The sequence below is a fragment of the Candidatus Chlorohelix allophototropha genome (genome assembly GCF_030389965.1).
Classification (GTDB): Bacteria; Chloroflexota; Chloroflexia; order Chloroheliales; family Chloroheliaceae; genus Chlorohelix; species Chlorohelix allophototropha.
In genome coordinates, this window is sequence record NZ_CP128400.1 from 1113204 (window position 1) to 1132994 (window position 19791).

The 19791-nt window shown below is 48.8% G+C and carries 17 protein-coding genes; 12 read left to right on the plus strand and 5 right to left on the minus strand.

Annotation, left to right across the window (positions count from 1 at the left end):
• Positions 1 to 29: 29 nt before the first annotated feature.
• From OZ401_RS17425 to OZ401_RS17445, 5 genes are all read left to right on the plus strand, one after another.
• Positions 30 to 1172, plus strand: a complete 1143-nt coding sequence (locus tag OZ401_RS17425) for a 2Fe-2S iron-sulfur cluster-binding protein (protein WP_341471723.1) — start codon at positions 30 to 32, stop codon at positions 1170 to 1172.
• 18 nt (positions 1173 to 1190) lie between these two features.
• The gene (locus tag OZ401_RS17430) at positions 1191 to 3710 is read left to right on the plus strand and encodes a WD40 repeat domain-containing serine/threonine protein kinase (protein WP_341471724.1); all 2520 of its coding nucleotides are present in this window, start codon (positions 1191 to 1193) and stop codon (positions 3708 to 3710) included.
• A gap of 78 nt (positions 3711 to 3788) precedes the next feature.
• Positions 3789 to 4640, plus strand: coding sequence for an HNH endonuclease (locus tag OZ401_RS17435; protein ID WP_341471725.1), 852 nt, complete (start codon positions 3789 to 3791; stop codon positions 4638 to 4640).
• Positions 4641 to 4768: 128 nt separating this feature from the next.
• Positions 4769 to 7273, plus strand: a complete 2505-nt coding sequence (locus tag OZ401_RS17440; protein WP_341471726.1) for a protein kinase domain-containing protein — start codon at positions 4769 to 4771, stop codon at positions 7271 to 7273.
• 22 nt (positions 7274 to 7295) lie between these two features.
• Entirely contained in the window at positions 7296 to 7685 is a 390-nt protein-coding gene (locus OZ401_RS17445) for an FHA domain-containing protein (protein WP_341471727.1), read from the plus strand.
• 40 nt (positions 7686 to 7725) lie between these two features.
• Here OZ401_RS17445 and OZ401_RS17450 read toward each other — a convergent pair whose 3' ends face one another.
• Together OZ401_RS17450 and OZ401_RS17455 are read right to left on the minus strand one after the other, a co-directional pair.
• Positions 7726 to 8895, minus strand: coding sequence for an aminotransferase class V-fold PLP-dependent enzyme (locus tag OZ401_RS17450; RefSeq protein WP_341471728.1), 1170 nt, complete (start codon positions 8893 to 8895; stop codon positions 7726 to 7728).
• Between the two features lie 17 nt (positions 8896 to 8912).
• The gene (locus OZ401_RS17455) at positions 8913 to 9905 is read right to left on the minus strand and encodes an alpha/beta fold hydrolase (RefSeq protein ID WP_341471729.1); all 993 of its coding nucleotides are present in this window, start codon (positions 9903 to 9905) and stop codon (positions 8913 to 8915) included.
• A gap of 154 nt (positions 9906 to 10059) precedes the next feature.
• On the opposite strand from OZ401_RS17455, the gene modA reads away from it, so the two are divergent.
• The 7 genes from modA (at position 10060) to OZ401_RS17490 (ending at position 16811) form a co-directional block, all read left to right on the plus strand.
• Positions 10060 to 10977, plus strand: coding sequence for a molybdate ABC transporter substrate-binding protein (gene modA, locus OZ401_RS17460; RefSeq protein ID WP_341471730.1), 918 nt, complete (start codon positions 10060 to 10062; stop codon positions 10975 to 10977).
• Positions 10978 to 10999: 22 nt separating this feature from the next.
• The gene (locus OZ401_RS17465; RefSeq protein ID WP_341471731.1) at positions 11000 to 11926 is read left to right on the plus strand and encodes an ABC transporter permease; all 927 of its coding nucleotides are present in this window, start codon (positions 11000 to 11002) and stop codon (positions 11924 to 11926) included.
• Entirely contained in the window at positions 11923 to 13044 is a 1122-nt protein-coding gene (locus tag OZ401_RS17470; protein ID WP_341471732.1) for an ABC transporter ATP-binding protein, read from the plus strand. Before OZ401_RS17465 ends, OZ401_RS17470 begins: the two co-directional genes overlap by 4 nt.
• 5 nt (positions 13045 to 13049) lie before the next feature.
• Positions 13050 to 13646, plus strand: coding sequence for a PadR family transcriptional regulator (locus OZ401_RS17475; protein WP_341471733.1), 597 nt, complete (start codon positions 13050 to 13052; stop codon positions 13644 to 13646).
• A gap of 397 nt (positions 13647 to 14043) precedes the next feature.
• Positions 14044 to 14799 carry an ADP-ribosylglycohydrolase family protein gene (locus OZ401_RS17480; protein ID WP_341471734.1) on the plus strand — a complete coding sequence of 252 codons (756 nt, stop codon included), beginning with the start codon at positions 14044 to 14046 and terminating at the stop codon, positions 14797 to 14799.
• Positions 14796 to 15452 carry a translin family protein gene (locus OZ401_RS17485; protein ID WP_341471735.1) on the plus strand — a complete coding sequence of 219 codons (657 nt, stop codon included), beginning with the start codon at positions 14796 to 14798 and terminating at the stop codon, positions 15450 to 15452. The genes OZ401_RS17480 and OZ401_RS17485 overlap by 4 nt, the downstream gene beginning before the upstream one ends.
• Positions 15453 to 15509: 57 nt before the next feature.
• Complete coding sequence (locus OZ401_RS17490) at positions 15510 to 16811, plus strand: hypothetical protein (protein WP_341471736.1); 1302 nt, start codon at positions 15510 to 15512, stop codon at positions 16809 to 16811.
• A gap of 3 nt (positions 16812 to 16814) precedes the next feature.
• Here the strand turns inward: OZ401_RS17490 and OZ401_RS17495 are convergent, their stop codons facing one another.
• The 3 genes from OZ401_RS17495 to OZ401_RS17505 are packed head-to-tail and all read right to left on the minus strand — an operon-like array spanning position 16815 to position 19655.
• Positions 16815 to 17462, minus strand: a complete 648-nt coding sequence (locus OZ401_RS17495) for an HAD family hydrolase (RefSeq protein WP_341471737.1) — start codon at positions 17460 to 17462, stop codon at positions 16815 to 16817.
• 38 nt (positions 17463 to 17500) lie between these two features.
• Complete coding sequence (locus OZ401_RS17500; protein WP_341471738.1) at positions 17501 to 19069, minus strand: ArnT family glycosyltransferase; 1569 nt, start codon at positions 19067 to 19069, stop codon at positions 17501 to 17503.
• Positions 19062 to 19655, minus strand: coding sequence for a non-canonical purine NTP pyrophosphatase (locus OZ401_RS17505; RefSeq protein ID WP_341471739.1), 594 nt, complete (start codon positions 19653 to 19655; stop codon positions 19062 to 19064). The genes OZ401_RS17500 and OZ401_RS17505 overlap by 8 nt, the downstream gene beginning before the upstream one ends.
• Between the last annotated feature and the right edge of the window lie 136 nt (positions 19656 to 19791).

The window sequence follows — 19791 nt, forward strand, 5'->3', positions numbered from 1 at the left end:
TGTTTAAATTTATTTTAGGGGGATAAGCGATGCCAAAAGTAATCATTAACGGGAAGGCGTATCCGGCTGAAGTGGGCGAAACGCTTTTGGAAGTAGCTCGAAGAAACGGAGCGCATGTCGGTTTTATATGTGATGGACAAGGTATTTGTACTACCTGTGAATGTAAGGTTCTTGAGGGAAAAAGCTCTCTCAGCAAACCTGAGGCGAGAGAAAAAGCTAGGATTCTCAATCGGTTACGTAAAAATTACCGATTGGCTTGCCAGACTCGGCTTGTAGATGAAGGTGAAGTTCAGGTAATAAGCCGTGTCGAAATCCTGCGGCGACAATTCATCTATTCTTTCTTGCCGCCTTCAGGACAATCGCGCCTCAAAAACTCTTGGCAAATAGTTTCCAACATAGCGGAAATCACTGCCGACACATTGAAACAAACACCAACCGGAATACCAAGCGTACTCAAGCAAGTCCCATCTTTGCGTTCAGAACTCTCGTTGCGTAACCTGAAGAATTATCTGGGTGATACTGTCAAAGTAATTAATCATACTAATTCGGGGGCTGAGCTTGCTGCCCTTCCAGAACCCAAAGCGACTACCGTGAAAAATTTGGTCGAAGCAGTAAAATCGGCAGAGTTGCCTGCGCCTGCTCCCGCTAAGGTCGCCCCTGCCCCTGCCCCTGCGCCAGTACAGGTCGCGCCTACTCCACCACCACCGCCTGCTCCCGCGCCCGTACAGGTCGCACCCACTCTACCACCACCGCCAGCACCTGCGGTAAAAGTGGAAGCCCCTGCGCCCGTACAAGCCGCACCTACTACTCCTCCACCGCCAGCACCTGTGGTAAAAGTGGAAGCCCCTGCACCTGTGCAAGCGATACCCACTCCGCCACCTACTCCCGCTAAGGTAGTAGAAACACCCCCTACCGCCCCTAGATTCGAGCGGAATAACCTGCAAAAAATTGAGGGTATCGGTCCTAGAATTTCCAGCGTTTTGAATAAGTCAGGAATTTACACTTACAAGCAGTTGGCGGAAACCCCGGTTATAGTGCTACAAGAAATATTGCTGGCAGAGGGGTTAAAGCTGAATGACCCTACTTCCTTCCCGACACAGGCAAAACTGGCGCAGGAAGAAAAATGGGAAGAGTTGCAAGCTTTGCAAGATCGCCTGAAGGGCGGACGCTAACTTTAACGGGAGAACGGGATGGCAACGGGCGAAATCAAACAAATCGGACCTTACGAAGTAAGAGGAGTGCTAGGCAAAGGAGGCATGGCGATAGTGTATCGCTGCTACCAGCCAAACCTTAATCGTGAAGTTGCAATAAAAGTGATGTCTGCCCGTTTTATTGACGACGCTGCAACAGTTGAGCGTTTCAAGCGAGAAGCGTTTGCCATCGCCAGTTTGCACCATCCCAATATCCTGACAGTGTTTGATACCGGGCAATTTGGAGATGTACCCTATATTGTAACCGAACTGTTGAGCGGCAAAACCTTGCGCGAAAGGCTCGGTAAGCCGCTTGATTTGAATTATGCTTCACGTATTTTGCTACAGGTCGCCAGCGCGCTGGATTATGCGCATGAGAACGGGATTGTACATCGCGATGTAAAACCCAGCAATGTGCTGCTTGACCAACGCGACCGAGCGGTATTGAGCGATTTCGGAATCGTAAAATTGCTCAACGACCGCGCTAATATGCATCTAACAGCTACCGGAATCGGCGTTGGAACCCCTGAATACATGAGTCCTGAACAGGGCATGGGCGAGCCGTTGGACGGTAGAAGCGATCAGTATTCGCTAGGTGTTATGCTCTACGAAATGATAACGGGAGTGACACCCTTCCGCGCCGATACGCCCATCGCCATCCTAATGGCGCATGTAAATCGCCCATTGCCTGACCCACGCCAGCACAATTCTGAGCTTCCACCGGAAGTGGTTGAAATTCTTTACAAGACTCTTTCCAAAAACCCGAATGACCGCTACAAAACTTGCACCGAGTTTGCGATGGCGTTTGAGCATGCCATTCAAAATCCGACCCTGAATGTACCGCTCAGATCAGTTTCACCCCAACCAGACCCAACCATCAGCGCGCGCAACCTCACAACGGGCGATGCTACTATGCCCGTTGATGTATTGAAGGAATTGAGGCAAAATACGCCTCCGCCTCCTTCCGAAAACCTTGATAGGCTTTCTACTCAGATTTCTATGCATGATGTGTCAGTAGAACCTTCTAATAATGTCACGCGCGTAAGTGAAGCAACTATAACGCCCGGTGAAGCAACCACCCGTTTGGGTACACCGTCCGCGGGTACGCCAATTCCGCCGCCACCTTATGCAAACTATAACAACCCTCAAACTTTCCAGCCTTACCCAACACCGCCCGGCGGCACACCCGTTCCCCCACCTTATTTCCCGCCGCAACCCGCTAAAAAAGGCCGAGGAGGGGTGGTTGCATTGGTTGTAGGGATTGTGGCAGTAGTTATCATAGTCAGTGTGGTGGTAATTGTGCTGGTCGCGTCCAAAGGAATAGCAGGCAACGATACCCCCACAGCAGTTGCTATAACCACCAATTCGACTCAGACTACTGCTACAACGGAGATTACCCAAACTAGCGCAACAACTCTACCCACTACGACAACTCCAGAGGTCACTACCGCCACAACCTCTACCGGTATTACCGCTACAACAACCCAAGCGCCAGTTACTACCGCCGCCACTCCGCCTCCGGTCGCAACATTAGCAGCAACGGAGGCAGCCATATTGAGCGAGCATAGTAACTCCGTGCCAATAGCGGCATGGTCGCCCGATGGCAAAACGCTAGCGACCGGTTCGTGGGATAATACGGCGCGTTTGTGGAATTCGCAAGGCAAATCTTTTGCAACCCTCACCGGGCATACCGGCTGGGTAGTGATTGTGGCATGGTCGCCCGATGGCAAAATGCTAGCAACTGGTTCGCTGGACAGCACAATCAGGCTCTGGAAAGCGGACGGCACTTTCATAAGTGAATTAAAAGGACACAGCGCAGAAGTAACCAATATTGCGTGGTCGCCCGATGGCAAAACTTTAGCTTCCGGCTCGAAAGATTACAGTGTGCGCCTGTGGAGCGCGGATGGCAAGCCCGTAGCAACTTTGCAAGGACATACCAATACGGTAGTGTTAGTTACTTGGTCGCCCGATGGCAAAACATTGGCTTCCGGCTCATGGGATAAAACCGTCCATTTGTGGAGCGCAGAGGGCAAGCCGATAGCAACTTTGCAAGGGCATACTGGTGAAGTAAGTATGGTAGCGTGGTCGCCCGATGGTAAAGTGGTGGCATCCGCTTCAAAAGACAAAACTGTGCGCTTGTGGAGCGCCGAAGGGAAAGCCATTGCAACCCTCACCGGGCATAGTGATGAGGTTTATACGCTGGCGTGGTCGCCCGATAGTAAATATCTCGCTTCTAGTTCGGGTGATAAATCAATCCGGTTGTGGAATGAGGACGGAAAATACCTACTCAGCTTTAATGGACATCAAGGTCCGGTCTATACGCTAGCGTGGTCGCCTGATAGTAAATACCTCGCTTCCGGTTCAGGCGATAAAACCGCCCGTATCTGGAATCCTGAAGGCAAAGAACTGGCAGTTTTGAACGGGCATACCGACCTGATCAGTACCGTTATCTGGTCGCCCGATGGCAAATCTCTGGTTACATGTTCTTACGATAAAACCGCGCGCATCTGGAAAATTTAAAGCGACCAAACTTTTAGAGCGGATTTACGTTATATGAACGTGAATATAAATAAGACTTTTGCTTAAGGGTATTTGTTGATGACAACGTATTTACTAACTTGGAATCCAAATAAATGGAAATGGGAGGATTTGCAAGATTGTATAAACGAAATCAAGACAAAGGGTTTTTACAAAGATAGTTGGAGTTGTGGTGTAACAAAAAGAATTGTTACTGGCGATCGAGTATTTTTGATGAGATTAGGGGAAATTCCACGTGGTATCTTTGCTTCTGGTGTCGCCAGTTCTGCTGTATATCAAGCAACACATTGGAAAAGCCATGATTCAAATACTAATGAAACGGCATTATATATTGATGTTAAATTCGATACAATATTAGATCCTGAAATTGCAATACTGGAACGTCCCAACCATACCTCAAATATAACGGAAAGAATGAATTGGTACCCTCAGAGTTCAGGTATAACAATACCGCCAAGCATAGCACAAAAATTAGAAGAGGAATGGGAAGAATTACTCAAATCACTAAAAATTATACAATCACAAAATGTTAGTGTGCAAATTGCTGAGGAAATTGAGGAAGAAATAGAATATCCCGAAGGGGTAATTCAAAAAATAACAGTAAATGGATATGAACGCAACCGAGCAGCTAGGAAAGCGTGCCTAAATTATTACGGTTTTAATTGTTCTATTTGTGGGTTTAATTTCAAAAATAAGTATGGTGAAATGGGGGAATACTTTATACACGTGCATCATATTGTACCGCTATCAGAAATTAGACAAGAATACATACTAAATGCAATAAAGGACTTAAGACCAGTTTGTCCAAATTGTCATGCGATGCTTCATACAAGAAATCCTATATTTACAATTGAAGAACTTAGAGAGATTATAAGCAAAGTCGAAACCAAGGCTAATCATAAAGATAGTTAAAAGATTTATAGGATTTGTTCTAAAATAGCTTACCACAGTATTTTTGAAAATTATTAAAGAGTTCTTGTAGTAGTGAGATAGGCTTAATTCTGAAAGTAGAAATTAGGAAGTAAACCGGGGCAAGTATTATGGCAGCAGGTGAAATAAAGCAAATCGGTCAATATGAGATAAAAGGGGTACTAGGTAGAGGGGGTATGGCTACGGTTTATCGTGCCTACCAACCAAGCCTTGACCGTGAAGTAGCTATTAAAGTTATGTCAAGTCAGTTTTCTGGCGACACAACCTTTCAAGAACGCTTTCGCCGGGAAGCGCGCGCTATCGGTATCCTGCGCCATCCCAATATTCTAGCAGTATATGATTTCGGGCAAGAAGGGGCAACCCCCTATCTGATCACTGAACTGATGGAGGGCAAAACCCTACGCGAGCGCATGGGGAATCCACTCGACCTGAAAGTGACCAACCGCATCATAACCCAAATCGCCGATGCGCTGGATTATGCGCACTCGCACGGTTTTGTCCATCGCGATGTGAAGCCTTCCAACATTCTGTTAGGAGATAACAACCGAGCGGTACTGAGCGATTTCGGCATTGTTAAACTGATGGAAGACACTTCCAGTTTGACCGGAACGGGTATGAGCATCGGTACGCCCGATTATATGAGTCCTGAGCAAGGTTCAGGAGAGCCGTTAGATGGACGCAGCGACCAATATTCGCTAGGTGTCATCCTATATGAAATGTTGACCGGCAAAACGCCCTTTCACGGCGATACACCGCTCAACGTCTTGATGGCGCATATCAATCGCCCCCTACCCAACCCACGCCAGTTAAACCCGAATTTATCGCCTCAAATTGTAGAGGTGTTAGGTAAGGCGCTTGCCAAAAAGAAGGAAGGGCGTTTTCAAACCACCGGAGATTTTGCTAGAGCCTTTGAACAAGCCATAAATGCGCCCGTAGTAAGCACAGGGATGCCCACTATGGTAGTACCGCCGGGCAGACCGACGACTCCGGCTATCCCTCAATCGGCACAAACCGAAATCGCGCCATTCGCAATTCCAACCCAACAGGGCGGCTATTACCAGCCCAACCTTGCTTCTGCTTCTACCGAAATGCGTCCCTTTAACGCCCCTCCGGTAAACTATGCGACATTGCCGGTAAACGCCTACGCTACCGGACAGCAACCTACCGCCCCTTCTAAAAAGTCGAGTGGGCTTGTAGTAACGCTGGGCATTATCGGTACTCTAGCAGTGGCGGCAGTAATCGCGTTGGTGGTGCTGGTGATAACAAACGGCAATAAACCGACTCCTACACCCGTTGCCAATGTTACTACCACCTCAACCGGAACTACTGTATCAACCACAGTTACGACAAGCGCAACCACAACCGCTTCCATTACGGCGACAACCCCTGCGACCACTATTGCCGACCCGGCTACTACTCAAGTACAGAGTCTCACCGGAAAGCTTTACGCAGGGCAAGCAGATTTTAAGACTACTGCCGATGGTTTGCGCAAGGTGGTTGCCCAATACCCCAATAGCTGGCTGGCTTACCGTGAACTGGGCATTCTGCTCTATTTATGGAATATCGAGGGCGGTGAGGTAGATGCCCTACAAAAAGCCATCAGTTTGAATGAGAAAGATGCTCGCAGCCACGCTTACCTAGCAATGGTTTATCACGATGGTTACACTTACGATAAAGCATTGGCAGAAGCTACTCGCGCCCTTGAGTTAGACCCCAACGATGGAAATGTGCGCGCCGCCTACTCAATGACCCTTTCAGTAGCAGGGGGTGACGACCAGCGCGTAAAAAGTGAGGCGCAGAAAGCTCTCGATATAGATAAGGATGGTTTATGGCCGCGTTGGGCTTCCTTCTTGGCTAATCAGGGTACTATAGAAGCGCTTGATCAAATCGACTTCCTGATTAAGAAGTTTCCCAATATGGCGACCTTCTATAGCGCCAAGGGTGGAAATTATTCTGACCAGAACGACTATGCAAACGCGGAGAAATGGTATCAGCAAGCGCTAGCGATTGAACCCCGCTACCCTTACGCCCTTACCGGGTTGGGCTGGATTTATTATGATCAGGATAAGCTAGATGATGCTGTCAAAAATTTCAAGAATGCGCTCGCCGTTAACGATAGCTACGATAGCAGCCACACCGGACTAGCCTATACCCTCAACGCCAAAGGCGATTACGATCAGGCGATTGACCATCTCAAACGCGCCATCCAAATAAATTCACGGTCTGCTACCGCTTATAACGGGCTGGCTTATTCTTATCTGCTCAAGGGCGATAACGCAACCGATACTAACCTCCGCACTCAGTATTATAATCTGGCAATAGATAATGCCGATAATGCCCTGAAGTACCTAGCTACTTATACCGATGCATCTTACAACAAGGGGCGCGCCTACTATTCGCTGAAGCGTTACAAAGAAGCAGAGCCGCTGTTGCTAAAAGCGGTGGACAAAGTGCCGGATAGTTCGCTATATCGTATCACGCTGGCTTACAATTATTTTGCACAGGGTAAATATGCCGAATCAAAGGCACAAGCGCAGGAAATACTCAAGAATGATCCAGGTTATGCCAAAGCTACCAAGCTTCTGGATGATATTAAAAAAGTAACCGGCTCTTAGACTGACAAATAGAGGAGTTATAATGGCGACCAGTTTTTTAATTGTTCAACGTGGAGAAGAAATCGGACAGCGCATCAATCTGGATGAGGCGCGCATCACTTTCGGGCGCAATAACGACAATGTCATTATTCTAAATGACCCGCTGGTATCACGGTATCACGCTATGATCTCCACCAGTGTGAATGGACAACTTACCATCGCCGATCTGGGAAGTACTAACGGGGTCATGGTAAATGACAAGCTGATAGAAGCGGGGATACCAGTAACGCTTAAGCATCGCGATCTTATAGTGATCGGCAAAAGTATCTTTTGTCTGCAACTCAGACCGGAAGGCTATCGCGCCAGCCCACCCCCCAGTCGCGAAGACGCTCAGGCTACCCTGTATTTGCCTGCTGTAGCGTTGTTTTCTTAAACGGCTAATTCCCCTCTAGCTGTTGTATGAGGGGAATTTCTTACAAGTGTAATTCCTGCTTCAAAGCCTCCATAAATGCCTCAATATCTTCGGGGGTGTTATAAGCTTGAACCGAAATTCTGAAAAAGGGCTGATCATTCCACAGGATATGTGGAATCTCAATCCGGTAAGTCTCCCACAGACGCTTCTGTAACTGCGCCACATCGCACTCCGGCATGCGAATTGTCGCCATTTGGGCATACCACTCCTGCGAATCAGGGCAGATTGGTTCAAGCCCGGTAAGTTGATTAATACGTTGCCGATAATCCGTGAGCAAAGCGTGACAGCCTTCGCGCACCTTCGCCCAGTTATGTTCTTCCTGAAAAGCAATCGCGGCTGATACACTCAAGAAGGCAGCATAATCGCGTGTACCTTGCCATTCCAACCAATCCACAAAGGTATGCGCACCCGCTTCAGGGTTTTGCCAGCCCCAACTTACCACCAGTGGTTCAACCAAGTGTTGCACTTCTGGGCGAGCGTAAAGAAAAGCTGCCCCTTTAGGCGCACACAGCCACTTGTGGCAATTGCCGCTATAGAAATCCGCGCCGATTTGCTGCAAATCCACCGGAATCTGTCCCGGCGCATGCGCCCCGTCAATAATGGTTAGGATTCCAGCTTCTCGCGCTCTGCGACAGATTGCAACCACCGGAAATATCAGCGCAGTGGCGGAGGTGATATGGCTCAGGCTGATTATCTTCGTGCGAGGGGTTACGCCCTTCCAGAAATGCTCTACAAACTCGGCGGAACTGGTAACAGGCAAGGCTATCGGTTGATTGATATAGCGTGCGCCGGTACGGTGGCAGATAAAACGCCAAGTACGGTCAATTGCGCCGTACTCATGATCGGTTCCCAATATCTCATCGCCCGATTCGAACTTCAGCGAACGCGCCACAATATTAATTCCGGTGGTAGCGTTGGAGATATAAACCAAGTCCTCGGGCGAGGCGTTGAGGTAATTGCCGAGAACGGCACGCGCTTCGTATAACAAGGTATCGTAACGTCGCGCCAGAAACTCAACCGGCTGACGTTCCATTTCCAGTTGCCAGCGTTGGTACTCCTCAAAAACCGGACGCGGGCAAGCGCCAAACGAACCGTGATTCAAAAAAACCATATCTGGACGCAGCAAAAACATTTCTTTGAACATTGTCTGATTTATACCTGAGTTTTTCATTGAAATCTTGTCAAAACTTAGTGTACCAGCTTAAAGCCATTTTCTTCTAGCGTAATCTTGCTTTCGGGATTGCTCAGGAAAGCGGCTACCACCCGGTTAAAGGCTTCTGCACCTTCCTCGTTACAGGCAAGTTTAGTCTTTTCCAGCAATACCATGTGTGCCTTCGCGTTCTGCTTGAGCAAGCCATAACCCTCTTGAGGACGCGAAACAGTCGCTTCTTTGCCCCACACCAGTAAGGTTGGCTGTGTTAACTTGCCAAAACTCTCGCCGATTTCGGCATTCAAGCGGTTGGCGAAAAACGCCAGAGGGGCATGCTCTGCGCCGGGTTGGTGCGAAGCGATATAGTAATAATCTGCCAGTTCAGGGGTAATAAATTTGGGGTCATAATACATAAAATTCTGCATAAAGCTGTTTATGCCAAAGCGCGAGGAAAAGACACTGAAAAGGTTCTTACCGACTCCCGGCAATCTCAGAAACGGATAGCTACTCTTGCCGGTTATATTCGGTCCTTTACTATTGGTAAGGTTATTAGCTCCGGCAGGCACAACCAGTACCAGTTTCTTTATCAGTTCGGGTTGGCGCAATGCCACCTGTAGGGCATGCCCGGCTGTTACCGAAACCGCTGCCACATAGGCAGGTTGCTGCACCACTTCTTGCAGGAAAGCGGTGAGCAATTTCAGGTAAGTTTCTAGCGAATATTCTAGATCAGGGCGCTGGCTCAAACCAAAGCCGAGTAAATCATAGGCAAATACCTGAAAGTGCGCCGAAAGCGGCTCAAAATTATAACGCCACTCAAAACTGCTTGCCCCCGCGCCGATGCCATGCACAAATACCAGCGGCGGTTTTTGCGGATTTCCAGCAGATTTATAAAAGATGCGGTAGCCCTTAAAGTTGAACTCTTTTGCCTCACCCGGCAATACACTTTTCATCGCAGGTACTTTGCTGCCGAATATGCCACCAGTAGTAGCTGCCAATGCCAGCGGTAACAGTATTTTTGTGGGAATAATCACCTTATAAACTCCTTTCCAACCCTGCTAAAGATACCTTTTGAAAGCTTCATACGCAAATCTTCACGCTACAAATTTGACAGGGATTGAGTGTACAGCTATACTCAAGCCATGAGGAGGATACTCAAAGTTTGAGTTTATTTTTGGAGAAGAATCTATGCATCTTTCGTTTAAGTTTGTTCAAAAAACCAGCCTCATTCTGACATTTATCCTGCTTTCTGCCCTGATAGTGGCATGTGGAGATAACACCGCCACTCCTGTAGCAACAACGACAGTCGTCTCTACTACTGCCGCCGCAACCACCACAAGTATCACTGCTGCTACAGCCACTACCAATGCTGTAACCACTTCACCAGCTACCGGAGAGATAGTAGTATTTGCTGCCTCCAGTCTGACCGACCCGTATAACGAGATTAAAACCGAACTGGAAAATGCCAACCCCGGTTTGAAAATTACTTACAACTTTGGCGCATCCAACACCCTACGTACTCAGTTGGAACAGGGCGCAAAAGCGGATATTTTCGCCTCTGCTAATCAGACCGAAGTAGATAAAGCCTTTGATTCGGGGTTAGTGCTTAACAAAGGGACTATCTTTGCGAAAAACAGGCTGGTGGTTATACTCCCGAAAGGGAATCCCGGTAAGGTGGAAAAATTGCAGGATTTGGGCAAAGTTGGTTTGAAATTCGTGACCGCTCAGAAAGACGTGCCAGTGGGTGGATATACACTTCAGGCATTGGCAGCAATGCGCAAAGACCCCTCTTTCGGCAGCGATTTTTCAACTAAGGTACAGGCAAACACGGTATCGCAGGAAGCGAACGTCAAGCAGGTGCTGGCGAAAGTGCAATTGGGCGAAGCTGATGCTGGTGTAGTGTACATCTCGGATGTATCACCTAAAGTTTACCCTGAAATTGTCACGCTGGACATACCTGACCAGTTCAACACCATTGCCACCTACCCTATCGCTATCCTGAAAGCGGTGCAAAATCCTAATGGGGCAAAGCTTTTCATTGATTATTTGTTAGGATCGAAAGGGCAAGCCATTCTGAAGAAAAACAACTTTGTACCCGCCGCTTAAGCATTAAAAGGCAAGGAATTGCATGAATAAGAGCCAGCCAATAGAACCGATTGCCACAACCGCCAATAACGCTCTTTTGCTTGAAAAGGGACGGACTAAGCGGCTGAATCCCAATATAGTCTGGCTGGCTCTATCCGGCGCAGTAATGTGGCTATTCCTCAGTTTACCATTGTTGGCTTTATTGATACGCTCGGTTATAGGCGGCACGTTAGGCGAGTATTTTTCCAAACCTTCTGTAATTAATGCGCTCCAGTTGAGTCTGCTTACCACCATGCTAACCCTTTTTTTATCCGTAATTTTCGGCACACCGCTGGCATATCTAATGGCGCGTTATCGTTTTCCGGGCTATCGCTGGCTGGATACTCTATTAGAGTTACCGATGGTATTACCTCCCGCAGTGGCGGGCGTAGCATTGTTAATTACGCTCGGTAGGCGCGGCTGGATCGGGCAATGGCTCGACCAGCAATTCAACCTCACTATCGGCTTTACCACTACGGCGGTGGTACTGGCGCAAACTTTTGTTGCTGCCCCTTTCTACATAAAAGCCGCAAAAGCCGGGTTCGAGTCGGTTGACCGAAACCTCGAAACGGTAGCGGCATGCCTCGGTACGAGTTGGTTCCAAATCTTCTTGCGTGTAACCGTGCCACTGGCTTTACCTTCGCTGCTAGGCGGAATGGTAATGACATGGGCAAGGGCGTTGGGCGAGTTTGGCGCAACCATTATGTTTGCCGGAAACTTCTCAGGACGCACTCAGACCATGCCGCTGGCGATATACGCCGCCTTTGATGGGTCGGGGGGATTAGACGAAGCGGTAACCCTCTCGGTTATATTAGTGGTGGTATCCTTCGCGGTTTTGCTTACCTTCAAATGGCTATCCCGCTCAGGCGCAAGAGCATGGTCGGATGAGTCGCACCCGGTCGAAGAGCACGGCTTAGAGGTTTTGCCATGAAACCGCTAGAACTGGCTATCCGAAAACGACTTAAAAGCTTCACGTTAGAAGCAGAATTGAGCTTGAGCGAAGAGGAAGCCAGAGTACTGGTGCTTTTCGGGGCAAGCGGCAGCGGCAAAAGTGTGACGCTCAAGTGTATAGCAGGGGTTATAGAGCCGGATGCGGGCTATATCGCTATCTCCGGCAGAGCAATATTTGATAGCCGTCAAAACCTGAGCGTAAAGATTCAGAAGCGCAATGTGGGATATGTTCCTCAAAATTACGCGCTATTCCCACACCTTACCGTTGAGCAGAATATAGCTTTTGGGTTGCGCCACGCAGAGCGGGTAACCACAACAAAGCGTGTGCGGGAATTGCTAGGCTTGATGCAACTTGACGGGCTAGAAAAGTTTTATCCGCGTCAGTTATCGGGCGGGCAGCAGCAAAGAGTGGCTTTTGCCCGCGCCCTTGCGCCACGCCCCTCTATTTTGTTGCTGGACGAGCCGTTCTCCGCGCTGGATGGCAATATCCGCGCCGAATTACGCCAGAATTTGGCGCATCTCAGCCGCGAGCTTGCTATTCCGGTGGTATTTATTACCCACGACCTTGAAGAAGCTTATATGCTGGCTGACAAACTAGCGGTGCTAGATAAGGGGCAACTTTTGCAAAGCGGTAGCCGTGACCAGATTTTTTACCACCCTACCAGCGAACGTGTAGCACGGCTACTGGGTATTCGTAATATAATTGCCGGGAAAGTTACAGAAGTGAGCAGCGAGAGGGGAACAGTGCTGGTGAACTGTGGCGGGTTAATGCTTGAAGCAGCCATCAGGCAAGAGCAAAAAATACCACTACCGGGAACTAAGCTTAAAGTGTGCTTGCGCCCTGAAAGTTTGGAACTTGTACGTACCAACGCGGAAGAGGCACACAATTGTTTCCGGGGAATCATCACCGAAGAAGTGGCGCGGGGTTCGCTATATACAGTATATTTTGCCCCGATTGTAGGGGATATGACAGTAGTTCCGCCCCTCGAAATAGAATTACCTGCTCGCCAGTACCTTGCGCTTAAGAGTATGGATTCCGGGCAATGGCGAGTTAGGCTGGCTTCTAGTACAGCTCATTTAATCTTTTCAGAGGTTTAAAAGTAATGACGATCGAAGCTGAAAACGTCACCAAAGGAAAAAGCAAAAAATCACCGCTCCAACCAGAACGCCCCGCTACTGAACTTGCTTTGCTAGGGTTGTTATGCGAAGGAGCAAGTCACGGCTACGAACTGACGCGCCATTTCAGCGAAGATACCGAACTGGCACAGGTATGCCAACTGGAAATGAGCCTGCTCTATGCCCTACTCAAGAAGTTGGAAAAGGAAGGTTTGGTGATAGGGCATGAAGAACCTGTAAGCGAACACAAAACCCGCCATGTGGTTGAGTTGAGCGAAGAAGGCAAACAGCTATTTGAGAAATGGCTCGCGCAACCCGTAAAACGCACTCGCGAGATGCGACTCGATTTTCTGGTCAAACTCTATTTTGCGCGGAGGCGAGGAGGCACGGAGGCAATTGCGCTAGTAAAACGCCAATACGATTACAACCTCAGTTTGTTAAACCACCTCAAGGAAGAACGCAAGAAATTACAAAACCAAGAGAGTAACATGTACACACGCTGGGTGCTAGAATTCAGAATGGAACAGAATGAAGGCTCGTTGCGGTGGTTAGCTTCTTGTCAGAAAGAGCTTGCCGGGGAATAAACTTCATTTCTAACTCTGGTATAGAGGCAAGTTGCTCAAGCAAGTTGTCTGGAATTTTCCTCTTCTAAATAAAAGGGGGCAACCCCAAAAGGTCGCCCGGCAAACCACACAATACACGGCTTAAAAGGGACAGGTACAGGGCTTTAAGACTGCGATGGGTGTAAACGTGGACGTAGCATCTTAACGAGCATCCATATCGTGCCCCATGATTTTTGCTTGAAAAAAAGTAATCCGATAAATGCTTCCATTCCCAACCACCTGTAGTTAAAATTCAAATAGATAATAGGAAAATGAATTATGTGTGCTCCTTTATATTATCCGCTATACTGCTTTTGTATCGAGTAGCTTTTACTACAAAAAAAGATGTTTAGAACCTGTATTTTCTTCACAAGAATATATGACAAACTATTTAGATAATTTTAAGGGCGCTTTGTTGGGTTTCAGCCTGAATAGCGCTAACCAAACGAGCGCGGTATTCGAAAGCCTTCGCGCCGGGTTGCGTGCCGGGCTGTACAAGGTTTTTGCGCCGTTAACCGAAGAGGATAAAGCGCTGGCACGCCAACCAGCCGACCCGCTTAAGGTGGCGCAGGCGTTGGGAATTGCAGATACCACGCAAGCAATGCTGGTTTTTGAAAGTCAAATACTATTGGGGCATGCGGTGCGCCTAATGTGCCGCCATGAACTGTTGCCCGAAGATTTGATGAGCGCGGTAATCGACTTTCTACCGCCCGGTGGCATTTTTGAGAATCCGTTGCGGGCAAAGTTGCTGGTGGCTCAGGATTATCTCGAAGAGCGGCAAACGCTGGTTGATAATATGCTGGCGGGCGATTTGGAACTTGATTTGTTAGAAATTGACGGGCGAAATGCCAGACGTTGCGGGGCGGGCGCAAATATCGAAGAAGCAGTAGCAGCGGCTTTCTACGCTGTAACCGCACGCAAAAACAGCTTTGAAGAGGCAGTTACGGTGGCGCTTTCAGCCGGAAATCCCACTTTAAGCGCTGCTATTTGCGGAGCAATTGCCGGAGCATATCATGGCATAAAAGCCATCCCGACCGAATGGTTGGACAAATTGGAGATTCGGGCTATAATCGAGGAAACCGCGCGCGAATTGCATGCCAATTCAATTAAAAACATCGAAAAGGATACCCAATGAGTGACAACAGCAGCGCTATTGAAGCCACTATTTCGGCTATTGCAGCGCGCATAGAGCAAAAAAACGCCGCCCGTGAAAAGGCTTTAGCCGAATCGCGGCAGGTAATTCGCAACGCCGCTAATTCCATTCGGGCACTCCATCGCCACGAGTTTGAACAAGCGGCGGAAATGTTGGAACAAGGGCGTACTTTATTGCTCGGCTTGAAAAATGTCCTATCCTCTTTCCCGGATATATACTGGGCGGGCTATGTACAAGACGCGCAAAAGGAATATTCGGAAGCTCGCCTGACCTATGCGCTGGTTCGTGGCGAAGTTTTGCCCTTACCGGAAACGCTAGGGGTGGAAGATGCGCCCTACCTGAATGCACTTGCCGAAGCCGCCAGCGAACTGAGGCGCTATATTCTTGATCTAATCCGGCATGGCGCAGAACACAACGAAGAATGTGAAAAATTGCTGGAAAAGATGGACGAAGTATATAGCCGTCTCGTTACGGTAGATTACCCGGATGTGCTTACCGGGGGCTTGCGCCGTACTACCGACCAGTTACGGGGGGTGCTAGAACGCACCAGAGGCGACCTTACCCTTACCCTACGTCAGCGCGTGCTTGAGCTTGCTCTCGCAAGATATAATGCGTCTGTAGATGGAAAGCTCTAACCTTACTAAAACTCTGATTAATTCAAGCATGAAACCGTATAAAGGATACGGACAAGAATGGAAGCTACTACTGTTTCAGTTCAGAAACCCAATAAATTGCTCGAAGCGCTAAACCGTGCGGTTGATGAAATTTGGGATGTGCCGCCCCTGTGTGTCAGTCCCGTTGGGCGACCCAGACCCTATCCCCTTTTTACCTTTATCGGACCAACCGCTACTGACCCAGAAAAAGGGCATGTTTTTATCTCTAATACTTTCGACCTCATGCTGGAATCAGCCTCTTTTGACAAAGAGGCATTGACCCTGCAAGCTGCTATCCTGTATTACCGCCCCGGTCAATGGATCGAGCAATATAGCTGGAATTTTAACTTGCCCGACCTTGAGCGATACATCCGCCACGCTAAAGGCGAAATTATCCAATCTGTGTTAGGACTGTGGCTACGCCATAACACGTCAAATGCCAGCTATGCGTTGATGAGTGAGCGTATATCGCAACTCCTGCGAGACTCTTCTAGCCATAGCAAGCCCGACCTTTACAAACCCACTTTGATTGACCTGATTTTGAGCTTGCTGGAAGATCAATCGCTTGAAGCTTCGGAAATAATCCAACAAATGATTGCCGGAGCGATGGGCATTGCAAAACCGGGGGCGGTGGAAGAGCCTGAATTGAGAAAATATTACCCGCAGCTATTTTATCGGCTGTGGAAGGAAAAGATTTTCGACTACTCTGAATACAAACAAGCTATTTATGCCCTTCCCAGCGTAATTGAAGACTTTAATCTCGCACCCGGTAATAGCACAGTAGCAGATGCCTACCACGACCTACCAAGCGATTTCGTGGCAGTTTTGAAAAGCTTCAGGCGTTCACTGGCAGTGGAGTTGGTAGAAAAGGTGACACAAGGGGATGAGCAAGCGGCAGCACTGCTCAAGCTTTACAATGATTTGCACGGCAGCGAGTGGCTGTTGAGGGCGTGCGCCTATATTGAAGAAAAGAAGTTGGGGCATTTGCCTCCTTCTAATCGCTGGCGCACCAACAAAAGCCCCGCCAGCGCCATCGTTAAGTTGTGCATGGCATTGCACGACCCTGACGAAGATAAAGGGCAGGCAATCGAGTTCTTAAGACAGTACCAAGCTAAAACCCTGCTCGAAGTGCTACCTTACGCCCATGATTTTCAAAGCTGGATTTGCGAAGCGTTAGGTTGGCAGGGCGCGGCGGAACTTGTGCGCCTCGTAGAACACAATATCACCGATGAAGATTTACCGCGCATTGCCAAAGAGCATTTTGAGGCAATTTACGACACTTTTCACTACCATTTCCCTACCCGGCGCAAATTGCTGGATCAGTTCAAAGCCCAACTTTAGTTATCAGGCGAAACGCAGAAATTGCAGCAACTCTTGATAATGACTAAAGACGAAATCCGGTTGGGTGGCGCGTAAAGCTTCAAAATCATAGTAAGGGGCGTTTTGTTTTGGCAGGAACAGGGCAGTAGCGGTTCCTGCCGCCTTCCCTGCCTTTATATCCACTTCATAGTCGCCTACGAAAATCGTATCTTCGGCATTAACCTTGAGCCTATCCAAAGCCAGCCAAACCGGTTCAGGGCTAGGTTTGAATTCTATAGTATCGCCCGCCGCTACTACCGCCCCGAAATACTTTGCGATACCTAGCTTCTTCAGTGAATGTTCTACCTGATTGCGGTAGGAAGAAGTGACCATCCCAATATTCATGCCCGCATTCCGGCAACTCTCCAGCAATTCCACTACCAACGGATAAAGTTCAGCATGCGTCCATGCTTGCGCTAATCCTTCCTCCACCAATTTATCCACTATTTCAGGAGAAGGCAGCTTATAATAAGCGCAAAGCTCGGTATAGGAAGTATAAAACCAATGTTCGATTAGCTCTGAATCATCCAGATTCAGCCCACACACACGAGTAGCATAGCGGTAGGCTTCTAGCCATAAATCCAACGAAGGGGTGAGTGTGCCGTCAAAGTCGAAAAGAATCGTTTTGTACATTTATTCCTCAATCTCTAAATTTAGCCTAGCTCTGAATCTCAAGTAATCCCATAAACTTCAAAATCCCCTTTTGGGCTGCGATACAGCAGGGGAAAGAGTTTGTTTTCGGGCGCTTGCAACAAAGCGGGATACAAGCCCATGCGCTCGGTTATAACAATATAACCTGCCTTATAGCGGTGCGCTACTTCCAACAGCGTGGTAAGGCTCTCATTGGCGGGAAGACGAATACCGGGCAATCCGCTTACATAATTCAGGGTAGAGGGTTGGTTGGTGATTACCGGAACGGGTGGGTGCTGCGATAACCAAATATTTATCTCGTTAAACAGGGCAGTTTCAGTGCGATGGGTTTGCACCACACTCACCGCGCTGGTTGCCAACCATAAAATGCTTGCCAGCAAAAAGAAGCCCAACAGAAACCCGTAAATTGAGCGGGAAGCCACTTTGAGGTGAGGTGACAACCACAAGGCGAAGCGTTGTAGCGCGTAAATTTCTCCCACTGCCAGAAAGGGGGCACAACTCCCGGCAGAGTGATAGTAACTGCCGTTGGTGCTGGCGACTCCAAAGATTAGCGGCAAACCCAGAAAAAGTAGCAGCGTATAAAAAGCAGCAGGACGAACCCCTGCGAACCGTCGCGCCAGTAGCCACAAGCCGATTGCGGCAGGTATAACACTGGGTATAAACATTATGTCAAGTGTACCACGCCACGCTACCAGCAAGGCTTCCACCCGAACCATCGCTATCTTTCCTAAGCCACCTTCCAACCATGTCTGAAAGTTTAAGGGAGTGGAGTAGTTAAAAAGGCTCTCATAATCGAACAGGAAAATAGTTTGAGTTCCGGCAGGCGAGGAGATATAGCCAAATTCCAGCAGATTGCGCAGCGACCAAATTCCAACCGGGATAGCTACCCCTATCGCTCCAAAAACTGCTTCGCGCCAGCTTTCGTGGTTGGCACGTTTCCCAAATAGGCGCGGCAACAACAGCATAAACCATACCAACCCTGCAAAAAGAGCGGGAGTGCGCGCCAGATAAGCGATGCCCAGCAATAGACCGGTTGCAAAAGCGGTGAGCGGTTTTAGCGGTGGACGGGTGAGCAGCAGGAAAGCAACCACCACCGGAACAGCGTACAACATTGAGCTATCCGGTAGAGTGGATTGATAAGCCAACAAAGGGCTAAAAACCAGCAAAGCCCCTGCCAGCACGCCAACCCAAGCGGCATTTTGCAAAGACAGACGGCGTGCAAATAGGTAGGCAAATGGCGGTAAAAGCGACCCGGCTAAAAGGCTGGGTAGTTGCGCCGCAAATAGATTATCTCCAAACAGCAAAAAACTAAGAGCAATGGCAAAGGAAGAAAGCGGTTGCCAGAACTCCATGCCGGGGTGAGTAACGTTTTCAAAGCGCGGATTAAAGTTCCAGAGTATCGAAACATCCAGATTGCCGTTATGGTAAAGGCTGCGGGCTACCTGAATATAATATGCCGGGTCGTCCAGACCGGGGGAAGGCAATTGTAGCGCGTACAGCAGGCGCAGCAAAAAAGAAAGCGCAAATAACCCGAATATCACCGTTCCGGTGCGCTCAACCAGCGGCAAAGCACTTCCCCGCTTATCCAAAACGTTTCACCAGTTCCGACAATACCCCCCAGCGATACCACTCGGCGCGAATCTCGGCGCGTCTTTCTTGCAACGTTTCGGCATTGCCAATGCGAACGGCGGTGAGCGGTGAACCGGGCAAAATTGGGCGGAACGGTTCGCTGGCAATCGTAAAGGGGAAACGCACCTCACGATAGTGCGCAGCGCCATCAGGAGCAAGCAGCGCCCATGCTGCGAAAATATTGGCAGTGCGGCGTTCGAGCGGTACGCCTTGCATACGCTTCATCAGGTAATCAAGCCAAGTTTGGTCGTCCACCTCTTCGTTGAATTGTCCGCCCCAACGTCGGGTTTCCACGCCCGGTTCGCCGTCTAGCGCATCAATTGCCAACCCGGCATCATCGCCAAATACCCAAGGATAGTCAGGCGAATGAAAATAGCGCGCCTTTATCAGCGCATTTTCAAGCGTGGTAGCGCCCGTTTCCAGCCCACCGATATGATTCAGCCCGGCAGCAGCCAGCGTAAGGGTTTCAAAACCGGCTTCCTCAAACAAGGGCTGGAATAATAGGTACTTCATCTGATTTCTGGTTGCCATCAACATTCGGGGCATAAGCAATTTATAATCTTCTATTTCAACAATCGTCGGAATTCACATATTGCCAAAAGCCAGAATTGCAGTTTTAGGACATGCCAATTATAGCGTATCCACCGCCGGAATTTTTGGAAACCCAACGCCTCGATAGAAT

Coding starts and splice junctions, on each gene's coding strand:
- OZ401_RS17505 (WP_341471739.1), bottom strand. CDS start 19,655: ATGCCCCGAATGTTGATGGCAACCAGAAATCAGATGAAGTACCTATTA.
- OZ401_RS17490 (WP_341471736.1), top strand. CDS start 15,510: ATGGAAGCTACTACTGTTTCAGTTCAGAAACCCAATAAATTGCTCGAA.
- OZ401_RS17470 (WP_341471732.1), top strand. CDS start 11,923: ATGAAACCGCTAGAACTGGCTATCCGAAAACGACTTAAAAGCTTCACG.
- OZ401_RS17450 (WP_341471728.1), bottom strand. CDS start 8,895: ATGAAAAACTCAGGTATAAATCAGACAATGTTCAAAGAAATGTTTTTG.
- modA (WP_341471730.1), top strand. CDS start 10,060: ATGCATCTTTCGTTTAAGTTTGTTCAAAAAACCAGCCTCATTCTGACA.
- OZ401_RS17485 (WP_341471735.1), top strand. CDS start 14,796: ATGAGTGACAACAGCAGCGCTATTGAAGCCACTATTTCGGCTATTGCA.
- OZ401_RS17425 (WP_341471723.1), top strand. CDS start 30: ATGCCAAAAGTAATCATTAACGGGAAGGCGTATCCGGCTGAAGTGGGC.
- OZ401_RS17440 (WP_341471726.1), top strand. CDS start 4,769: ATGGCAGCAGGTGAAATAAAGCAAATCGGTCAATATGAGATAAAAGGG.
- OZ401_RS17430 (WP_341471724.1), top strand. CDS start 1,191: ATGGCAACGGGCGAAATCAAACAAATCGGACCTTACGAAGTAAGAGGA.
- OZ401_RS17475 (WP_341471733.1), top strand. CDS start 13,050: ATGACGATCGAAGCTGAAAACGTCACCAAAGGAAAAAGCAAAAAATCA.
- OZ401_RS17495 (WP_341471737.1), bottom strand. CDS start 17,462: ATGTACAAAACGATTCTTTTCGACTTTGACGGCACACTCACCCCTTCG.
- OZ401_RS17465 (WP_341471731.1), top strand. CDS start 11,000: ATGAATAAGAGCCAGCCAATAGAACCGATTGCCACAACCGCCAATAAC.
- OZ401_RS17480 (WP_341471734.1), top strand. CDS start 14,044: ATGACAAACTATTTAGATAATTTTAAGGGCGCTTTGTTGGGTTTCAGC.
- OZ401_RS17445 (WP_341471727.1), top strand. CDS start 7,296: ATGGCGACCAGTTTTTTAATTGTTCAACGTGGAGAAGAAATCGGACAG.
- OZ401_RS17435 (WP_341471725.1), top strand. CDS start 3,789: ATGACAACGTATTTACTAACTTGGAATCCAAATAAATGGAAATGGGAG.